This is a genomic window from Aromatoleum evansii, assembly GCF_045689615.1.
Lineage (GTDB): Bacteria > Pseudomonadota > Gammaproteobacteria > Burkholderiales > Rhodocyclaceae > Aromatoleum > Aromatoleum evansii.
Genome location: NZ_CP141259.1, coordinates 301,606 through 318,956, shown reverse-complemented (window position 1 = coordinate 318,956; position 17,351 = coordinate 301,606). Strand labels below are relative to the sequence as shown.

General features: G+C 69.6%; 18 protein-coding genes. 9 read left to right on the top strand and 9 right to left on the bottom strand.

Going from position 1 to position 17,351, the window contains the following annotated elements; all coding sequences use genetic code 11:
* Positions 1 to 158 precede the first annotated feature (158 nt).
* On the top strand, positions 159 to 839 hold the full coding sequence (locus U5817_RS01275; RefSeq protein ID WP_169130502.1) for a Crp/Fnr family transcriptional regulator: 681 nt from the start codon (positions 159 to 161) through the stop codon (positions 837 to 839).
* Positions 840 to 855: 16 nt separating this feature from the next.
* Here U5817_RS01275 and U5817_RS01270 read toward each other — a convergent pair whose 3' ends face one another.
* The 3 genes from U5817_RS01270 to U5817_RS01260 form a co-directional block, all read right to left on the bottom strand.
* Complete coding sequence (locus U5817_RS01270; RefSeq protein WP_407279457.1) at positions 856 to 2,259, bottom strand: exonuclease domain-containing protein; 1,404 nt, start codon at positions 2,257 to 2,259, stop codon at positions 856 to 858.
* Between the two features lie 89 nt (positions 2,260 to 2,348).
* On the bottom strand, positions 2,349 to 2,537 hold the full coding sequence (locus tag U5817_RS01265) for a DUF3460 family protein (protein WP_169130506.1): 189 nt from the start codon (positions 2,535 to 2,537) through the stop codon (positions 2,349 to 2,351).
* Positions 2,538 to 2,622: 85 nt separating this feature from the next.
* Positions 2,623 to 3,222 (bottom strand): LysE family translocator, encoded by a 600-nt coding sequence (locus U5817_RS01260; protein ID WP_407279456.1) that lies wholly within the window; start codon positions 3,220 to 3,222, stop codon positions 2,623 to 2,625.
* Between the two features lie 164 nt (positions 3,223 to 3,386).
* Here U5817_RS01260 and U5817_RS01255 point away from each other — a divergent pair, with 164 nt between their 5' ends.
* Positions 3,387 to 4,820 (top strand): PLP-dependent aminotransferase family protein, encoded by a 1,434-nt coding sequence (locus tag U5817_RS01255; RefSeq protein ID WP_407279454.1) that lies wholly within the window; start codon positions 3,387 to 3,389, stop codon positions 4,818 to 4,820.
* Positions 4,821 to 4,965: 145 nt separating this feature from the next.
* Here U5817_RS01255 and U5817_RS01250 read toward each other — a convergent pair whose 3' ends face one another.
* From U5817_RS01250 to gmk, 4 genes are read right to left on the bottom strand one after another with little or no spacing between them, the layout of a single operon-like run.
* The gene (locus U5817_RS01250; RefSeq protein ID WP_407279453.1) at positions 4,966 to 6,072 is read right to left on the bottom strand and encodes a CobW family GTP-binding protein; all 1,107 of its coding nucleotides are present in this window, start codon (positions 6,070 to 6,072) and stop codon (positions 4,966 to 4,968) included.
* Between the two features lie 7 nt (positions 6,073 to 6,079).
* Positions 6,080 to 8,284 (bottom strand): RelA/SpoT family protein, encoded by a 2,205-nt coding sequence (locus tag U5817_RS01245; protein ID WP_407279451.1) that lies wholly within the window; start codon positions 8,282 to 8,284, stop codon positions 6,080 to 6,082.
* 34 nt (positions 8,285 to 8,318) lie between these two features.
* Positions 8,319 to 8,534: a DNA-directed RNA polymerase subunit omega gene (rpoZ, locus tag U5817_RS01240; RefSeq protein WP_018989425.1), complete on the bottom strand. Its 216-nt coding sequence runs from the start codon at positions 8,532 to 8,534 to the stop codon at positions 8,319 to 8,321.
* Positions 8,535 to 8,537: 3 nt separating this feature from the next.
* Positions 8,538 to 9,152, bottom strand: coding sequence for a guanylate kinase (gmk, locus tag U5817_RS01235; protein ID WP_169130514.1), 615 nt, complete (start codon positions 9,150 to 9,152; stop codon positions 8,538 to 8,540).
* A gap of 244 nt (positions 9,153 to 9,396) precedes the next feature.
* Between gmk and U5817_RS01230 the strand changes: the two genes are divergently transcribed.
* From U5817_RS01230 to U5817_RS01205, 6 genes are all read left to right on the top strand, one after another.
* Positions 9,397 to 10,374: a DUF2157 domain-containing protein gene (locus tag U5817_RS01230; RefSeq protein WP_407279450.1), complete on the top strand. Its 978-nt coding sequence runs from the start codon at positions 9,397 to 9,399 to the stop codon at positions 10,372 to 10,374.
* The gene (locus tag U5817_RS01225) at positions 10,371 to 11,432 is read left to right on the top strand and encodes a DUF4401 domain-containing protein (protein WP_407279449.1); all 1,062 of its coding nucleotides are present in this window, start codon (positions 10,371 to 10,373) and stop codon (positions 11,430 to 11,432) included. Before U5817_RS01230 ends, U5817_RS01225 begins: the two co-directional genes overlap by 4 nt.
* On the top strand, positions 11,429 to 11,923 hold the full coding sequence (locus U5817_RS01220; RefSeq protein WP_407279448.1) for a GDYXXLXY domain-containing protein: 495 nt from the start codon (positions 11,429 to 11,431) through the stop codon (positions 11,921 to 11,923). Before U5817_RS01225 ends, U5817_RS01220 begins: the two co-directional genes overlap by 4 nt.
* Before the next feature lie 27 nt (positions 11,924 to 11,950).
* Positions 11,951 to 13,030 carry a poly(3-hydroxybutyrate) depolymerase gene (locus tag U5817_RS01215; RefSeq protein ID WP_407279447.1) on the top strand — a complete coding sequence of 360 codons (1,080 nt, stop codon included), beginning with the start codon at positions 11,951 to 11,953 and terminating at the stop codon, positions 13,028 to 13,030.
* A 5-nt stretch (positions 13,031 to 13,035) separates the two neighbouring features.
* A complete protein-coding gene (locus U5817_RS01210; protein WP_407279446.1) occupies positions 13,036 to 14,049 on the top strand; it encodes a DnaJ C-terminal domain-containing protein in 1,014 nt (337 codons plus the stop codon).
* Positions 14,050 to 14,121: 72 nt separating this feature from the next.
* Entirely contained in the window at positions 14,122 to 14,784 is a 663-nt protein-coding gene (locus U5817_RS01205; RefSeq protein WP_169130526.1) for a DsbA family oxidoreductase, read from the top strand.
* A gap of 24 nt (positions 14,785 to 14,808) precedes the next feature.
* On the opposite strand, the gene U5817_RS01200 is transcribed toward U5817_RS01205, so the two are convergent.
* Positions 14,809 to 15,477, bottom strand: a complete 669-nt coding sequence (locus U5817_RS01200; RefSeq protein ID WP_407279444.1) for a c(7)-type cytochrome triheme domain-containing protein — start codon at positions 15,475 to 15,477, stop codon at positions 14,809 to 14,811.
* 297 nt (positions 15,478 to 15,774) lie between these two features.
* Between U5817_RS01200 and U5817_RS01195 the strand changes: the two genes are divergently transcribed.
* The gene (locus U5817_RS01195) at positions 15,775 to 16,263 is read left to right on the top strand and encodes a CreA family protein (RefSeq protein ID WP_407279443.1); all 489 of its coding nucleotides are present in this window, start codon (positions 15,775 to 15,777) and stop codon (positions 16,261 to 16,263) included.
* Positions 16,264 to 16,337: 74 nt separating this feature from the next.
* Here the strand turns inward: U5817_RS01195 and U5817_RS01190 are convergent, their stop codons facing one another.
* Positions 16,338 to 17,048 (bottom strand): hypothetical protein, encoded by a 711-nt coding sequence (locus tag U5817_RS01190; RefSeq protein ID WP_339380068.1) that lies wholly within the window; start codon positions 17,046 to 17,048, stop codon positions 16,338 to 16,340.
* Between the last annotated feature and the right edge of the window lie 303 nt (positions 17,049 to 17,351).

The window sequence follows — 17,351 nt, the reverse complement described above, 5'->3', positions numbered from 1 at the left end:
AAAAATCCGACACTTTCCACTTACCACCAATACCTCTGAAGAGGTAGTAGGCGGCAAAGTGAGGCATATGCCACTAGGATCAACATGTTTTCTGCATCTACACTTGCGGAAGAATGTCGGCCAGACCCCGCATCATGACGCCCAGGGAGCTTCCTGCCATGAACACGATCCAGGCCCAGACCGTTCAGATTCTCGCCCGCATCGAGCCCTTCGATCGACTCGATGCCGCCGCCCTCGGGCGCCTCGCCCACGGCGTTCGCTCGCTGCGCGCATCGCGGGGCGAGATCCTCATGCATCGCGGCGCCGAACCGGGTGGCATGTACCTCGTGCTCGAAGGCGAGCTCAAGCTGTTCCTGATCTCGAGCGCCGGGGCGGAAAAGGTCGTGCGGCTCGCCGGCCCGGGCGATACATTCTGCGAGGAAAACATCTTCAGCGACAGCTGTACGAGCCTCGCGGCGCAGGCCACGCGCAACAGCACGGTGCTGCACATCCAGCGCGGGGCGCTGCAGGCGGCGATGTCGGCCCAGCCGGCCTTCGCGATGGCGCTGATGGCGCGGCTGTCGGAGCGCATGCGCGAACTGGTCGACGGGATGGAGCAATGCACGCAGCGCAGCAGCACCCAGCGCGTCGCACACTACCTCGTGCAGCACGCCGGCAGCGACGACGGCGAGGTGCATCTTCCATGCGACAAGCAAACGATCGCGTCGCAGCTCAACCTGACGCCGGAAACCTTCTCGCGCGTGCTCAACCGGCTGCGGCGCGACGGCTTCATCATCCCGCGCGGTCGCCGCGCGATCACGCTCACCAACCGCCTGCAGCTCGAGCGCATCGCGGCGTGACGGGCCGTTCGCGACCTCAGGCGGAGAACGGTTCCACGCGCTCGCGGTTGCCGTCCGCGGCAAGCCAGCGCACCAGGATGCGGTAGATGTCCAGATCGAAGCGGCGCGGCGGCAGTTCCGCGCGCAGCGCTTCCAGCGCCGACACACTGTCGGCGGAACCCAGCAGGCACCAGCGATCGAATACGTGCCAGGCCTCGCTACCGCTGTGCGCGCAGCGCTCGGCGACGAGCACCGGCCCCGCCCACGGCCAGGCGCGCAGCTTCACCGCCCCGAGCGCGCCGAGCAGACGCTGGTCGTGCGCCGCGATGCTTTCCTTGCCGGCACACACGCCGGCGCAGCGTTTCGCCGCATGCGCCGAGCACGCCCCCTCCTTGCCACCCTCCAGTCCCAGGCGCTTGAGACACAGCTGGTAGGCCTGCGCGAGTTCGCGCAGCAGGTTGTCGGCTTCCTGCTTCGCGCGGAAGGTGCCATGCACGTCGCCCCATGCCGCCGGGTCGCTGCCGGCGAGCGGCACGCGCTGCAGGATGGGCGGGCGGCGCCGTCCCGGCACGTATTGCAGGCCGAACACCTCCGCGCCGCCCGCTGCGCGGTTGTATTGCGGGCAGCGGCCACGCAGGAGCCCGGCTTCGCGCAGGGTCGCGGTCAGTTCGCCGGCGCTCTCCTCCCAGTCGACACGGCGGACGCGCTGCGCGAGCTCCGCGTCCTTGCCCTTCACGCCCGGCGCGAAGTGCTCCATGACGCGCGCGCGCAGGCAGGCACTGCGACCGAGGTAGAGGAGCTGGTCGTTGTCGCCGTAGAGGTAATACAGGCCGGGCGACTCCGGCAGGCCTTCGAGCACGCCTTCGGGCAGTTCAGCCGCGCGCGCAGGGCGCTTCATCGCGCGCTCGACGGCGCGCGCCAGCAGCTCGGGCGCGAACGATGCCGTGACCAGGCGGGCGAACTGCCATAACACCTCGGTGTCACCCATGGCGCGGTGGCGCGCGCCGCACGTGAAGCCGTGGCGCTCGATCAGCGCGTCGAGGCCGTGGCGGTGATGTTCGGGGTACAGCGCACGCGACAGCTTCACCGTACACAGCACCGGCGCATCGAAGCTCTGGTCGATGCGCGCGAACTCGCTGCGGATGAAGCCGTAATCGAAGCGCGCGTTGTGCGCGACGAACACGGCGGCGCCGAGACGGGCGCGCACCTCGTCGGCGATGGCCGCGAAGGTGGGCGCATCGGCGACCATCGCGTCGGTGATGCCGACCAGCCGCTGGATCAGCGGCGGGATCGGGCATTCGGGATTGACCAGCGTTTCCCAGCGCTCCACCAGCTCGCCACGCTCGATGCGCAGCACGGCGATCTCCGTCACGCGGTCGCGCAGCGGATTCGCGCCGGTGGTTTCGACGTCGATCAGGACCAGTGAGTCAGGCAGCGACACGCGGGCGGTGGAAAGGACGGATTCCCGCAAGGCTAGCCGAACGCGGCACGGGCGAAGTCCCGCGCGGCGGACGGATCAGCCGTGCCGGATCAGTAGTGCGTGTCGTAGTAGTAGGCCTTCACCGGCACGCTGGACTCGTCGTAGCGCTTCTGGGTCGCGACGTCCTGGGGCTTGTCCCACCACAGCGCACGGCCCTTCTTCTGCTCGTCGAGTTCCTTGGGGTGCTTCTCAAGCCATTCGCGCATGAACTTGGTGTGTTCCGATTCGTAGATCGCCATCTGTTCTCTCCCGGTACAAGGCGACGCATTGTAGACGCCCGGGCGAGCCGGCGCCAATGCGCGCGCAGGAAAGAATCGCTTCACCTCACTTCGACACCAGTTCGTCGATCAGGATCCAGGCCGCGGTCGCGCCGAGCAACGCGGCCATCGTCCAGTTGAAGGCGCGCAGCGCGACGGGGCTCCTCAGGAACACCCCCATGCGGTCCCCCGCGAACGCCCACAAGGCGATGCACGGCAGGTTCACGGCGGCGCACCACCACGCGAGTTCCGCCGCCCCCTGCCAGCCGCTGCCGCGCGGCAGGAACAGGATCGCCACATTGAGCACCATCATCCACGCCTTGGGATTGACCCACTGGAACAGCGCGGCGCCGAAGAAGCCCAGCGGACGAGCCTGGCCGCGCGAGGACGGTTCGCCCGCGTGCGCCTGGCGCCACGCGAGCCACAGCAGGTAGGCGCAACCGGCGATCACGAGCGGCACCCGCAGCGCATCCAGCCACGCCATGATCCACGCCAGCAGGCTCGCGACCAGCACCACCTGCACGCCATGCCCAATGCTGACGCCGAGCATGTGCGGGAGCGTGCGGCGGAAGCCGAAATTGACGCCGCTCGCCGCGAGCATGAGGTTGTTCGGGCCGGGCGTGACGGACATCGTGACCACATAGGTCATCAGGGGCAGGTCGAACATGGCGGCTTCTCCGGGCTGATTCGCACTCCACCTAGGATAGGGATTCGTCCGACAAGGTTACAGCTCCAGTAAATTACTTTTATACTGGATACAGTTTATTCGACATCAAGCTGTATCCATCGATTGCAGCCCGGACTGCATCCATCACCCCTGGAGGCGCCACCATGCTCGACGACAGCCAACCGCTCTATCAGTCCCTCGCCCTCGAGCTGCGCCACGCGATGACGGACGGACGCCTCGCCAGCGGCGAACGCCTGCCCTCGGTGCGCGAGGCGGCGAAGAGCCGCGGGTTGAGCATCAACACGGTGCTCGCGGCCTACCGCCAGCTCGAGGCGCACGGGCTGATCGAGGCGCGGCCGCAGTCGGGCTATTTCGTGCGTTCGCGCCTACCCACGCCCGCCGCGCCGCGCTTCGCTTCCGCCAGCACGCAGGCGAAATCCGCGGAGGCCGAGGTCCTCGACCAGATCAGCCGCGTCGTCGCCGCCCAGGCGAGTCCGGACACGATCGACCTCTCGCTCGCCTGCCCCAAGGGCAGCACCTTTTATCCCGGCGAGCGCTTGGGCCGGCTGGTGTCGGACCTCGCGCGGCGGCGACCGGAGCTGCTGTCGGACTACAGCCTGCCGCCCGGATCGCTGCTGCTGCGACGCGAGATCTGCCGCCACGCGCAGGATCTGGCGATGTCGCTGGAGCCCGAGAACATCATCCTGACCAACGGCTGCATGGAGGCGCTGCAGTTCGCGCTGCGCACGGTGACGCGTCCGGGCGACACGATCGCGCTGGAGTCGCCCACCTACTTCAATCTCATCCCGCTCGCCGAGCGCCTGGGGCTGAAGACGATCGAGGTGCCGACGCACCCCGATACCGGCATGTCGCTCGACGCGCTGGAACTGCTGCTGTCGGAAAGGCGCGTGCAGGCGGTGGTGACGATGCCCAATGTGCACAACCCGCTCGGCACCAGCATGCCGGTCGAGGGCAAGAAGCGTCTCGCGGAACTCGCCAACGAATACCGCGCGCCGGTGATCGAGGACGCGCTGTACGCCGAGCTGCAGTACGCCACGCCGCTGCAGCCGGCCGCCAAGGCCTTCGACCGCGACGGCTGGGTGATCGTGTGCGCGTCCTACACGAAGACGCTGGCGCCGGGCTTCCGCGTCGGCTGGATGGAAGGCGGGCGCTTCCGCCGCGAGTTGAACGACCTCAAGTTCTGCTCCTCGGTATCGCAGCCCGCGCTGTTGTGCGAGGCGCTGGGGGTGTTCCTCGAGAACGGCGGCTACGCGCAGCACCTGCGCCGATTGCGGCGCACCTACGCGGGGCAGGTCGAGCGCCTGCGCGGCCTGATCGACAGCGCCTTCCCCGCCGGCACGCAGGCGACGCGGCCGACGGGCGGCTTCCTGCTGTGGGTGCAGCTGCCCGCGGGCTGCGACTCCAACCGCCTGTTCGACACTGCCCTCGCGCGCGGCATCAGCATCACGCCAGGGCAGCTGTTCTCGCCCGGCGGGCGTTACACGCGCCACCTCCGGCTGTCGGGCTGCTACCCGTTCTCGGACCGGCACGTGCATGCGCTGATGACGCTCGGGGAGCTGGCGGCGCGGCAGCTGTGAACTGCCTCCGGGCGTGGATCGCGCCTATGGGAGCGGCTTCAGCCGCGAATGGGCCGAGTCACATGCGGCACCGCCGATTCGCGGCTAAAGCCGCTCCCACAAGACGTGCTGCTCCCGCAAGGCATGCCGCTCGCGTTCGCCGCCGCTACGCTGGCACCTGCCCGCAGAAGCTCGACAGGATGTTCACGACTTCCTCGCACGGCAGGTCGCGCACGATGAACACGAGGCGGCTCCTGCGGTCGTCGTAGGGCGGACCTTCGGGCCACGCGGGCAGGCTGCTGGTCGGGTAGGCGACGTGCTGCACGCATTGCACCACGCGCGGCAGGGGGTCGCCGGCGATGTTGAGCAGGCCCTTGATGCGCAGGATGCGCGCGCCGTACACCTGCAGGATCAGTCCGAGTCCGTCGGAAAAGCCCAGCCAGTCGAGCGGCTCGTCGAAGCGCAGCACGTAGCTGGTGACGTGGTCGTCGTGGCGCGCCTCGTGCCCCTCGACGGCGGCGGGTTTCGCCCCCGGCCGGCGCCACGCCGGCGCCGCGGCCGCCTGCGCGCGCACGCGCTCGTCGCCCAGCCAGCGCGCGACGTCGGGGATCTTGCCCGCCGGATCGTACAGGCCGCAGCCCGACACTGCCGCAGCCGGCACCTCGCCGCGGAACACCTCGATCTGCTGCGCGCCCGGGTTCAGCGTCGCGAGCCGCGCCGCGAGGGCCGCGCGTTCGTCCGCGCCGGCGAGGTCGCATTTGGTCAGCAGCAGGCGGTCGGCCATCGCCACCTGGCGCACGGCCTCGCGGTGGCGGTCGAGCTGGCCCTGCCCGTGGGTCGCATCGACGGCGGTGATCACGCCGTCGCAGCGGTAGCGCTCGGCGATGAAGGGCTCCTGCATCAACGTGTAGATCACCGGCGCGGGGTCGGCGAGGCCGGTGGTTTCCACCAGCACCCGCTCGAGCCCGGGGATCTCGCGCCGCAGTGCGCGCATGAAGAGGTTCTTCAGCGCCTTCACGAGGTCGCCCTGCACGCTGCAGCACACGCAGCCGGAGTCGAGCACGACCAGCGTCTCGTCGACCTTGTCGACGAGGTGGTGGTCGACCGCGACCTCGCCGAACTCGTTGATCAGCACCGCGGCGCGCGCCATCGCGGGGTCGCGCAGCAGATGGTTGAGCAGCGTCGTCTTGCCGGCGCCAAGGAAGCCTGTCAGCAGCGTGACGGGGATGCGGCGGTCGCCGTCGCGCACGGCCTCGGACGGTGCTGCGGACATGCCGGCCTCAGGCGCGCACGTCGCTCTTCATGCGCGCGATGCGCACGACTTCCGGCACGCGCCGCACGCCGCGCATCACGTTGGCGAGGTGCATGCGGTCGCGCACCTGCACGGTCAGGTTCATCGCCGTGTACAGGCCGCCCTGCTCGTTGTCCATCGACACGTTCTGGATGTTGCAGTCCGCATCGGCGATCGCGCTGGCGACGCGCGCGAGCACCCCGCGCACGTTCTTGGTCAGCACGCGGATCGTCACGTCGAACAGGCGGTCCTCGCCGGCCTCCCACTCGACATCCACCCAGCGCCCGCGGTCACCGCGCACCTTCGACACCACTTGGCAGTCGTGCAGGTGCACTTCCAGCCCCTGCCCCTTGCGGATCACGCCGATGATCGGATCGCCCGGGATGGGTTGGCAGCAACGCGCGAGCTGCACCGCGATGCCCTCGCTGCCGCGGATCAGGATCGCGCCGGCGGGCTTGGGCTTGATCACGTCCGGACGGCCGGACTCGAGGTCCTGCGCCTGCGCGAGGCGGCGCGCAACGATGACCGGCAGGCGCCGGCCGAGGCCGATGTCAGCGAAGACGTCCTTCTTGCTGCGCACGCCGCGATCGCGCAGGAAGCGGTCCCACGCGAAGGTGCTGATCTGGCCCAGCGTGAGGCCGTGCGGGCGCAGGGCCTGGTTGAGCAGGCGCTCGCCCAACGTCACCGACTCCTCCTGCTGCGCGCCCTTGAGGAAGTGGCGGATCTGCGCGCGCGCCTTGCCGGTGCGCACATAGGCGAGCCAGGCCGGGTTGGGGTTGGCGTGCGCGGCGGTGATGATCTCGATCTGGTCGCCGTTGCGCAGTTCGGTACGCAGCGGCATCAGGTCGCCGTTGATGCGGCAGGCGACGCAGCGGTTGCCGATGTCGGTATGCACGGCGTAGGCGAAATCGACCGGCGTGGAGCCCTTGAGCAGCGACAGGATGCGGCCCTTGGGCGTGAACACGTACACCTCGCCGGGGAAGAGGTCGATCTTCACGTGCTCGAGGAATTCGGTCGCCTCGCCGGAGGTCGATTGCAGCTCCAGCAGCGACTGCAGCCAGGAGTGCGTCTTTTGCTGCAGCTCGGTGAGCGTTTTCTCGTCTTCCTTGTACAGCCAGTGCGAGGCGACGCCGCTCTCGGCGATGTGGTGCATCTCGGCGGTGCGGATCTGCACTTCGACGGGCGTGCCGAAGGGGCCGATCAGCGTCGTGTGCAGCGACTGGTAGCCGTTCGCCTTGGGGATCGCGATGTAATCCTTGAACTTGCCCGGCACGGGCTTGTACATCGAATGCAGCGCCCCCAGCGCGAGGTAGCAGCTGGCGACGTCGCGCACGATCACGCGGAAGCCGTAGATGTCGAGCACCTGCGAGAAGGACAGGTGCTTCTCCGCCATCTTGCGGTAGATCGAGAACAGGTGTTTCTCGCGCCCGCGCACCTCGGCCGCCAGATTCCACTGCGGCAGCCGTTCCTCGATCGCTTGCAGCACCTTGCCGACGACCTCGCGCCGGTTGCCCCGCGCCGCCTTGATCGCGCGCGACAGCACGCGGAAGCGCATCGGGAACTTGTGCTCGAAGGACAGTTCCTGCAGCTCGCGGTAGAGGTTGTTGAGGCCCAGCCGGTTGGCGATCGGGGCGTAGATCTCCAGCGTCTCGTTGGCGATGCGGCGCCGCTTGGCGGGGCGCACGCAGTGCAGCGTGCGCATGTTGTGCAGGCGGTCGGCGAGCTTGACCAGGATCACGCGCAGGTCGCTCGCCATCGCCAGCAGCATCTTGCGGAAGTTCTCGGCCTGCGCCTCTTCGTGCGAGCGGAATTCGATCTTGTCGAGCTTGGATAGCCCGTCGACCAGTTCGGCGGTGGTCTTGCCGAAGCGCTCGGCGATCTCCTGCTTGGAGATATGGGTGTCCTCCATGACGTCATGGAGGAGCGCGGCCATCAGGGCCTGCGGGTCGAGGTGCCAGTCGGCGACGATGTCGGCGACCGCGACCGGGTGCGAGATATAGGGGTCGCCGCTGATGCGGAACTGCCCCTCGTGGGCGCTCGCGGCGAAATGGTAGGCCGCCTCGACGCGGCCGACGTCCTCCGCTTTCAGGTAGGTCGCGAGCTTCGCCTTGAGCTCGGCGAAATCCAGCGACAGTACGCTCGACGCGGGAGGACGGAAAGGTTCGGGGGCGGGAATCGCAGCGGCGGCTTCCATGACGGCACGACTCCCGGCTCCCCGCGCGCGGGGATCAGGCCTGTCCGCGGTTGAGGACTTCCAGGCCGACCTTGCCGGCGGCGATCTCGCGCAGGGCGATCACGGTCGGCTTGTCCTTGTCGCTCTTGTCGATCTCGACCTGCGGGGTCGAGCCGATGGTGATCTGGCGCGCGCGATAGGTCGCGGCCAGGGTCAGCTGGAAGCGGTTGGGGATTCGTTTGAGGCAATCCTCGATGGTGACACGAGCCATTTTTCAGTCCTGTTCAAGAAAATCGAAATACTGCTGGTGCCGCAGACGCTGCCGGCCGTAGCGCAGCCGCGACGCGCGCACCACTGCCACGAGGTCGTCTATGGCGTTTTGCAGATCGTCATTCAGTATAACGTAGTCGAATTCCGCCACATGCCGCATCTCGCCGCGCGCCCCCAGCAGACGCCGCGCGATCACCTCCTCGCTGTCGGTGCCGCGCCCGCGCAGCCGCGACTCCAGCGCATCCACCGAGGGCGGCAGCACGAAGACGCCGACCGCGTCGTGGAAGCTCTTGCGCACCTGCTGCGCGCCCTGCCAGTCGATCTCGAGCAGGATGTCGCGCCCGGCGGCGATCTGCTCCTTCAGCCAGACCTTCGAAGTGGCGTAGTAGTTTCCGTGCACCTCGGCCCATTCGAGGAACTCGCCGCGGTCGCGCAGCGTGCGGAAGGTCTCGACGTCCACGAAATGGTATTCGCGCCCGTCCTGCTCGCCCGCGCGTGGCGCGCGCGTCGTGTAGGACACCGACAGGTGCATCTGCGGGTCGCGCTCGAGCAGACCGCGCACGAGGGTCGTCTTGCCGGCGCCCGAGGGCGCGGTGATGATGATCAGGGTACCGGGCATAGATAGTTCGCGCCGCATCGCGTGGCGTGCGGCGCCTCCGTGGTTCGCTGGTGGGTCCGTGGCAGGCATGTGCCGCCCCCGCCCGAAGGCGGAACCTCGATTGTGCCAGCCGGCACGCGGCGACGCCAAACCCCGGCAAACGGATACCGTTCGGACCGCGCGCGACGAAGGATTCCGGGCGAACGGCTGTATCTGATCGCCGCCTTGATAATAGAATGCATATTTTCCGCCCCCGGATACGCCAATGTCCTGGACACTCCCCGATCGCGGCACGCTGCTCGCGCTCGCCGAAGACGGCGCACTGACGCCGCAGCAGCTCGAACGGGCCGCGGACGTCGCGCCCCTCGTGCCGACGCGCGACGAATGGCTGGCCGGCGCCGACCACGTGCTCGCGATCGCCGGCGCCATCCTCCTCGCGGCCGGGCTGATCTTCTTCTTCGCATACAACTGGGACGACCTGCACCGCTTCGCCAAGCTGGGCCTCGCGCTCGCCGCACTCGCGGCTTGCACCGGCACGGCGCTCACTGCCCCGCCCTTCGCGACGGTATGGCGTGCCGCGCTGCTCGCCGCCAGCCTCGCCACCGGCGCACTGCTCGCGCTGATCGGGCAGACTTACCAGACCGGGGCGGACATCTGGGAGCTCTTCGTCGCGTGGGCGGCCCTGATGACGCCCTTCGTGCTGCTCGCGCGCTCTTCGGCGAGCTGGCTGCTGTGGCTCGTCGTCGCCAACGCCGGGCTGCTGCGCTACCTGTCGGAATCCTGGTGGGCACGCTTTGTCGGCGCACTCGGCGACGCGGAGTCCCTGTTCGCGATCGCCGCGTTCAACGGCGCCGTGCTGCTCGCCTTCGAGTTCGCCGGCAGTGTCCTGCTCGCCACGCCGCGGCGCCACATCCACCGCGTTGCAGGCTTCGGCGTGCTCGTGCCGCTAGCGCTGGGCGCCTGCCTGGCCTGGTGGGAGGCCGACTTCCACGCCGTGGGGCTCGCATTCGCCGCAGTCGCGGCCGCCTTCGCGTATGCCTACCTCACGTACCGGCGTGACGTGCCGATGCTCGCGCAGACCGCATTCGCGACGATCGCCGTCGCCACCGCCGCGCTGGTCCGCGTACTGCCGCACAGCGCGGACTTCGTCACGATCAACATCGTCGCGGTCTTCGTGATCGCCAGCACCGGCATCGCCGGCGTGTGGCTCACCCGCCTCCACCGCGAGGGACACAGGCCATGAGCAACGCCCCGGTCCCGCCGGTCGCCGAGCGCCTGCACGACGCCGGCATCATCGACGAGGCCCGTCTCGCCGCGCTGCAGGCGGCGACGCGGGCGCCATGGTGGCTCGCACTGCTGCTCGGCTTCGCGGCGTGGATCGCCGCGACGATGATCATGTCATCGTTCTTCGTCCCCCTCCTCGCCTTCGGCAGCGGTCCCGTGGCACGCGGCGTCGGCGGCCTCCTGCTGGCCGCGGCGAGCGCCTTCCTGTTCCGCCTGCGCAAGCCCTTCACGGATCAGATGGCGCTCGCCTTCTCGCTCGCCGGCCAGGCGCTGTTCGTCTCGGCCTTCGCCGCGCGCTTCTTCGACCTCGTCGAGGGCGCCGACGTGCTCGCGCTCGCGGCACTCGCCGCCAGCGTGGCGATGGCCGCGATCCCCGCGACCACCCTGCACCGCAGCGCATGCGCGCTGATCGCCCTGTTCAGCCTCGCATGGCAGATCGGCGCCGGCACGGGGCTCGCGCTCTTCGGCGTCGCGCTCGCCGGCGCCGCCGTGGCGCTGTGGCTCGCCCGCCTGGCGTGGGCCGCCCATCCCCAGGCGCCGCTGGTCAAGGCGGCCGCCCACGCGCTGACCCTCGCCGCCTTGGTCCTCGCCCCCTATGGCCATGCGCATTCGGCGCTGACGGCGCTCGAAGAGGCGCTCACCGGCTACCAGACCGGCTTCGTGCTGCCGGTGTATCGCATCGGCGCCGCGCTCGTGCTCCTCGCGACGACGGCCTGGCTGTGCCGCGACACGCCATCCTTGCGCCTGCCGGCCCTCGCCGGCGCGCTGCTGTTCGCCCTCGCCACCCACCCCGCGCCCGGCCTGCTGGTGGCAGTCGCCGTGCTGCTCGCAGTCTTCCACGCCAGCCACCGCCCGTGGATCGCGATGACGCTGGTGTTCGCGACGCTCTACCTCGGCGAGCTGTATTACAGCCTGCAGGACACGCTGCTGGTGAAATCCATCGCGCTGATCGCCAGCGGCGCGGTGCTGCTCGCGCTGCGCACGCTGCTGCGCGCCCGCGCGCGGAGGATCGCATGAACCCGAGAACCCTGCGCGCCGCGCTGGCCGCGGCCTTCCTGCTGGTGGCGGCTGCGGCGCTGTACGCCGTGCGCGACAACGAGCGCATCCTCGCCGAAGGGCACATCGTGCTGGTGCAGCTTGCGCCGGTCGATCCGCGCTCGCTGATGCAGGGCGACTACATGGCGCTGCGCTACGCGATCGACAACGAAATTCTGCGCAGCGACGGCGAAGGCCGCTACGCCCATCTTGCCGTCGATGAAGAAGGCCGCGCCAGCCTCGTCGGGCTCGGCGACGCACTGCCGAGCGATCCGGCGCAGGTCGCAATGAAGCTGCGTTCGCGCGACGGTCGCGAAACGGTCGGGCCGAACGCCTTCTTCTTCCAGGAAGGCCGTGCGGACGACTTCAGCAACGCGCAGTGGGGCGAGTTCCGCGTCGATGCGGGCGGCAAGGCGCTGCTCACCCACCTGCGCGGCGACGACCTCGTGCGGCTCGGCGAAAACCGCCGCTGAGGAGGCGCTTCGGCTATCGTGCACGGCATGACACGCCCCCTGCGCACCATCGTCCGCCTGCTCGCCGGCCTCGCCCTCGCCGTGCACGCGGGCGCGGCACCGGCCGCCGACGATCCGCCACTGCCGGCGCTCGGAGCCAGCCTCGCGCAGCTCACCGTCTCCGGCGTCTCCTCCGGCGGCTACATGGCCGTGCAGTTCCAGGTCGCGCATTCCGCGCTGGTCACGGGCGCGGGCATCCTCGCCGCCGGCCCGTACGAATGCGCCACCGGCAGCATGTGGCGCGCGCTCAACAACTGCATGAATCCCGGCAGCGGCGCGCGCCCCCCGGGCGCCGAGCGAACCCTCGCCCGGGTGCGCGAGGATGCCGAGGCGGGCACCATCGACCCGCCCGCGGGCCTGCGCGACGACCGGGTGTGGGTGTTCAGCGGCGGCGCCGACCGCACCGTCGAGCGCCCGGTGGTGGACGCGCTGCTCGATTTCTACCGGCGCGTACTGCCCGCCGAGGCGATCCGCTTCGTCGAGGTCGGCGAGGCCGGGCACGCGATGATGTCCGTCGCGGATCCGCAGCCCAACGCCTGCGACACCTCCGAGCCCCCCTTCATCAACCGCTGCGGCGACCTCGACGCCGCGGGCGAACTGCTCGCCCACCTCGTCGGGTCGCTGGAAGCCCGCAGCACGCCGCCCGCCGGCGAGATGCTCGCCTTCGACCAGCACCCCTTCACCGGGGTCGCGCCGATCGAGCTGAGCCTGGCCGACCGCGGCTACGTGTACATCCCTCCCGCCTGCCGCGAAGGCGGCTGCCGCGTGCATGTGGCCTTCCACGGCTGCCGCCAGGGCGAAGCCCAGGTCGGCCGTCGCTTCGTCGACGGCGCCGGCTACAATGAATGGGCCGACAGCAACCGGCTGATCGTGTTGTATCCGCAGGTGCGGCCGCGCAGCGGCTTCGCCTGGGGATCGCTGCGCTGGGTGTACAACCCGAAGGGCTGCTGGGACTGGTGGGGTTACGCGGACCCGGATTACGCGACTCGCAATGGCGGACAGGTCAGGGCCGTGCGCGCGATGATCGAGCGCCTCGCCGCCCCGCTGCCGCCCCGGCCGGAGCGCTGAACGACATGGATGCCCACGAGCTGCTCGGCCTCGCACCGGGCGCCAACGCACACGACATCAAGCGGTCCTTCCGCCGCCTGGCCATGCTCTGGCACCCCGATCGCAACCCCGACCCGCACGCGCTGGAGCACTTCAAGGCCCTGCGCGCCGCCTACGAAAGCCTGCTCGACGGGCTGGCGTCCGCCAGCACCGACGACGCAGCGCCGGACGCGGACGACGAGCGTGACGAAGAACCGGCGGCTCCGCGTGGCGCGGATCGCCGCCAGGATCTCACGTTGACCGTCGAAGCCGCCTTCTTCGGCGGCGAACGCACGGTAGAACTCGAAAGTGACGGCGAATGCCGCGCCTGCGCCGGCAGCGGCGAGGAAGCGCTGCGCCACACGCGCCTGTGCGCGAGCTGCCACGGCACCGGCCGCGCGCCCGGCCGCCACGGGCTGGCCCCGTGCCGGCACTGCGCGGGGCGCGGCTACCTGACCAAGCAGGCCTGCCCGAGCTGCCACGGCAGCGGCCGGCGGCGCACGCTGCGACCGGTGATCGTGCGCCTGCCCGCGGGCATGCTGGACGGCGAGGAGCTGCGCGTGGCCGGCGCAGCCGACCCCGCACCCGAGCTGGCGCCCGGTGACCTCGTGCTGCGCATCCGGCTCGCGCCGCACGAACTGTACCGCCTCGACGGCCGCAATCTGGTGCTGGAGCGCCCGGTGAGCGCACTGCGCCTGCTGACCGGCGGCGAGCTCGCGATTCCCCTGCCGGACGGCGTGCGCGCCCTCAGGCTCGAACCCGGCACCGCCACGGCACGGACGCTGCGCGTCGCCGGCGCGGGCTTTCCCGGACGCGACGGACAGGCGGCAGGAGATCTGATCGTGCATCTTGAGCCACGCCTCCCCGAGGCCCCGGACGAGGCCATGCGCAGCCTGCTCGAAGAGCTGGACGCCCTCGCAGCGGCGAATCATTCCCGCCACCTGCCGGATGTGGCACTCTGGGAAGCACGCTGGCTGCGCGAGGAACCGGAAGAGCCCTGAAGCTCCCGCGCGTTGCCTCTGCATCACTTTCTGCCGGACGACACGCCCGGCCCCTCACCTCCTCCCTGATCCATGATTCTCGATATCGATTTCGTTTCCGACTTCGTCTGCCCGTGGTGCTTCCTCGGCAAGACGCGTCTCGCCCGCGCACTCGAACAGGTCCGCGAAAGCCACCCCGACATCGAGGTGCGCGTGAACTGGCTGCCCTTCTTCCTCAATCCCGACACGCCCGCCGCAGGCGAGCCGTACCGCCCCTTCCTGGAGGCGAAGTTCGGCGGACGCCGCGCTGCGGACGAGGTGCTCGCACGCGTCGCCGACGCGGCCACCCCGGACGGCCTGCAATTCGCGTTCGACCGCATTGCCACGCGGCCCAATACGCTGCCCGCCCACCGCCTGACCTACCGTGCACAGTCCGTCGGCCACACCTCCGCACGGATCAATGCCCTCGGCGAGGCGCTGTTCGCCGCGCACTTCCAGCAGGGGCGCGACATCGGCGACATCGCGACGCTGGTCGACATCGCCGTCGAAACGACGGGCGACAGGCGCGAGGACGTGGAGGCTTACCTGGAAAGCGACGAGGATGCCGCGACGGTCAGACGCATGGCCGTGCAGCTGCAGAAGCAGGGCGTGAACGGCGTGCCCTTCTTCATCTTCAACCGCCGCCTCGCGGTGTCGGGCGCACAGACGTCCGCGGTGCTGGGCGCGGCAGTGCTGCAGTCGCTGCAGAACGCCTGAGCAGCGGCGCGCGACGCGCCCCGCTCAGTGCGCGGGCGTGGGCGGCGCGGCCGCGGGGTGCACCGGCAGCACCGACGGCGGCAAGGCGGGCGTGCCGTCCGGATTCACGCTGTGGCAGCGGTAGCAGTTGCGGTGCGTGATGAAGGCGACGCGGTCGTGGCACTTGCCGCAGAACTGGCCGCGGAAGATGTCCTCCATGCGGATCTGCGTGCTGCCGGCCTTTTCCGCGAACGGGTCGGGGTGGCAGTTCTTGCAGTCCAGCCACTCGGTATGCGCGCGGTGCGGGAAGCGCACGTTGGGCATCTGCTTGGTGTTGCGCAGGATCACGTCGAGATCCAGCGGCGGCTCGCGATCCTTGCCGTCGATGCGCTGGCGCGGCTTGATCAGCCCCTGGCGCAGCGCGTTCATCCAGTCGACCTTGCCGTCACGGTCGCGCGGCAGGTCGCCCAGCGCCTCGTCGGCGCGCTGCAGGCGCTCGTAGGCCGGACTCGTGGGATCGTAGAACTCGTCGGCCGGGCGCTGCCGGCCAACCACGCGCGGCGGCGCTGCCGGCGAAGCCGGCGCGCCAGCCGCCTCGTCCTCGGCGGGCGGCACCTCAACCGTCTTCAGCGCGGCGCCCGCATGCGGGGCGCCCGCGTACAGGACGGCCGCGACGAGCAGACCACCGACACAACGCAAGATTCGATTTCCCATCAGTTCACACTTCCCCACCCGAGTGCGGGCGATGCATGCAAATTCGGCACCCGCGGCGCCTGCCCGGCCGCGCGGAGCGCATTCTGCCTCGTCGACCGCCCTGCCGCCAGCGCGGCGGCAAGCGACCGAACACGCACCGCGACGCGGCATGCGGCAGCGCGTTCCCATAGTCGGCGACACGCGGCGGCGTATTCCCGCATTCGGGAATGACGGTCATGCACAGCCCTCCCGCTCTATACTCGATGCATGTCCGCGGACGCCGCTCCGAACGATGAACAGCATGGAAAGCCGCCACGCATGAAAACCGCCCTGTCCCGTCTCTTCACCACTGCGCTCCTCGCCGCCGGCCTTGTCGCGGGCGGCGGCGCCCGTGCCGAACCGCTGGCCGAGGTGTCGACCGTCTGGAAACTGATCGGCCCGAACCACAAGATCGTCGTCGAGGCCTACGACGATCCACTCGTCGAAGGTATCACCTGTTATGTGTCGCGCGCCAAGACCGGCGGCCTGTCGGGCGCATTCGGGCTCGCCGAGGACGTCGCCGAGGCCTCGATCGCCTGCCGTCAGGTCGGACCCGTGCGCATCGCGAAACCGCTCCCTGCCAAGCAGGAGGTGTTCTCGGAGCGCCAGTCCATCCTGTTCAAGCGCCTGCAGGTCGTGCGCATGGTCGACGCCAGGCGCAACGTGCTCGTGTATCTCACCTACTCGGACAAGATCATCGAAGGCAGCCCGCAAAACAGCGTCACGGCCGTCGCGGTCGACCGCGGCACGCCGATTCCGGTGCGCTGAAACGACGAGGGCCGCGCTCGCGCGCGGCCCTCGTCGCCCATGCAGCGGCCGGCACAGGCCGGCCACGGCGGGGCTTACTTGTTCACGCGCACGGCGCTGGCGAACACGATCTGGTCGAACTTGCGGTTCAGCGAGGTGCTGGTGAAGTTGGTCATCACCATGCCGTCGCCCCAGCTCACCTTGTCGCCCGCCTGCGCCTGCGTGACCGGCGCGGCAACCCACACGGTGCTGCCGTTCTGCAGCACTTCCAGGTAGGTGTAGCCACCGCCGGTCAGAACGCTCTTCACCTCGCCGCTGCTGCCGGCGGGCGCTTCGGCCTGGACGGCCGGCTGGGCCGCGCCCATCGGCGGATGCGCGCCGCCTGCCGCACCGGCCATCGGCTGCGTGCCGTGCGGCGCGACGCCGGTCGGTGCTGCGCCGGCAGGACCCCAGGCATTCACGAACAGGATGCGATCGAAGGTGCGGCCCAGCGACTTCGACGCGAAGTTGGTCATCACGGCGGAGTCGCCCCACTGGACGGTATCGCCGACCTGCACGGGAATCTGGCCGCCGGCGATCCAGATCTTCTCGCCGCCGCCCTGCTCCACTTCGGCATAGGTGTAGCCACCACCCTGCAGAAGTTGCAGGACCTTGCCGGAATTCGGAGTCGCTGCGGACACGGCCACGGGAGCGGCGGGCGCCGCAGCCTGGGGCGCCGGGCTGGCGGGCGCGGCGGCCTCTTCTTTCTTCGAACACGCGGCAAGGCCGACCGAGGCGGCCACAGCGACCAACAACCAGGGCTTCACAGGAATTTCTCCGTAAATGTCACGACCGACTGGCCGCGAAACGTGAATTTTAGCACGCAAAAAACAGTCCACCCGGCCCGTGGACCGACGTGCACAGCAATCGAGGGAAGGCGCGCGTCGTCAGGCCGCTCGGGATCGGCTTCAGCCGCAAATCGTGCGGCAATGCCGGCACCATGCGTCCATTCGCGGCTGAAGCCACTCCCACAATGCGCCTCCCCAAAGCGTCGTTCCGCACCGGTCTACGTCGACTGTCCGTGCGATAATTCACATTCGGGCAATACGGACCGATCAGCGTATCGGTCG

What these genes read in the sequence shown, in the direction of transcription:
- U5817_RS01275 (WP_169130502.1), top strand. Translation starts at nt 159, where the DNA reads ATGAACACGATCCAGGCCCAGACCGTTCAGATTCTCGCCCGCATCGAG.
- U5817_RS01265 (WP_169130506.1), bottom strand. Translation starts at nt 2,537, where the DNA reads ATGGCGATCTACGAATCGGAACACACCAAGTTCATGCGCGAATGGCTT.
- U5817_RS01260 (WP_407279456.1), bottom strand. Translation starts at nt 3,222, where the DNA reads ATGTTCGACCTGCCCCTGATGACCTATGTGGTCACGATGTCCGTCACG.
- U5817_RS01255 (WP_407279454.1), top strand. Translation starts at nt 3,387, where the DNA reads ATGCTCGACGACAGCCAACCGCTCTATCAGTCCCTCGCCCTCGAGCTG.
- U5817_RS01250 (WP_407279453.1), bottom strand. Translation starts at nt 6,072, where the DNA reads ATGTCCGCAGCACCGTCCGAGGCCGTGCGCGACGGCGACCGCCGCATC.
- U5817_RS01245 (WP_407279451.1), bottom strand. Translation starts at nt 8,284, where the DNA reads ATGGAAGCCGCCGCTGCGATTCCCGCCCCCGAACCTTTCCGTCCTCCC.
- rpoZ (WP_018989425.1), bottom strand. Translation starts at nt 8,534, where the DNA reads ATGGCTCGTGTCACCATCGAGGATTGCCTCAAACGAATCCCCAACCGC.
- gmk (WP_169130514.1), bottom strand. Translation starts at nt 9,152, where the DNA reads ATGCCCGGTACCCTGATCATCATCACCGCGCCCTCGGGCGCCGGCAAG.
- U5817_RS01230 (WP_407279450.1), top strand. Translation starts at nt 9,397, where the DNA reads ATGTCCTGGACACTCCCCGATCGCGGCACGCTGCTCGCGCTCGCCGAA.
- U5817_RS01225 (WP_407279449.1), top strand. Translation starts at nt 10,371, where the DNA reads ATGAGCAACGCCCCGGTCCCGCCGGTCGCCGAGCGCCTGCACGACGCC.
- U5817_RS01220 (WP_407279448.1), top strand. Translation starts at nt 11,429, where the DNA reads ATGAACCCGAGAACCCTGCGCGCCGCGCTGGCCGCGGCCTTCCTGCTG.
- U5817_RS01215 (WP_407279447.1), top strand. Translation starts at nt 11,951, where the DNA reads ATGACACGCCCCCTGCGCACCATCGTCCGCCTGCTCGCCGGCCTCGCC.
- U5817_RS01210 (WP_407279446.1), top strand. Translation starts at nt 13,036, where the DNA reads ATGGATGCCCACGAGCTGCTCGGCCTCGCACCGGGCGCCAACGCACAC.
- U5817_RS01205 (WP_169130526.1), top strand. Translation starts at nt 14,122, where the DNA reads ATGATTCTCGATATCGATTTCGTTTCCGACTTCGTCTGCCCGTGGTGC.
- U5817_RS01200 (WP_407279444.1), bottom strand. Translation starts at nt 15,477, where the DNA reads ATGGGAAATCGAATCTTGCGTTGTGTCGGTGGTCTGCTCGTCGCGGCC.
- U5817_RS01195 (WP_407279443.1), top strand. Translation starts at nt 15,775, where the DNA reads ATGAAAACCGCCCTGTCCCGTCTCTTCACCACTGCGCTCCTCGCCGCC.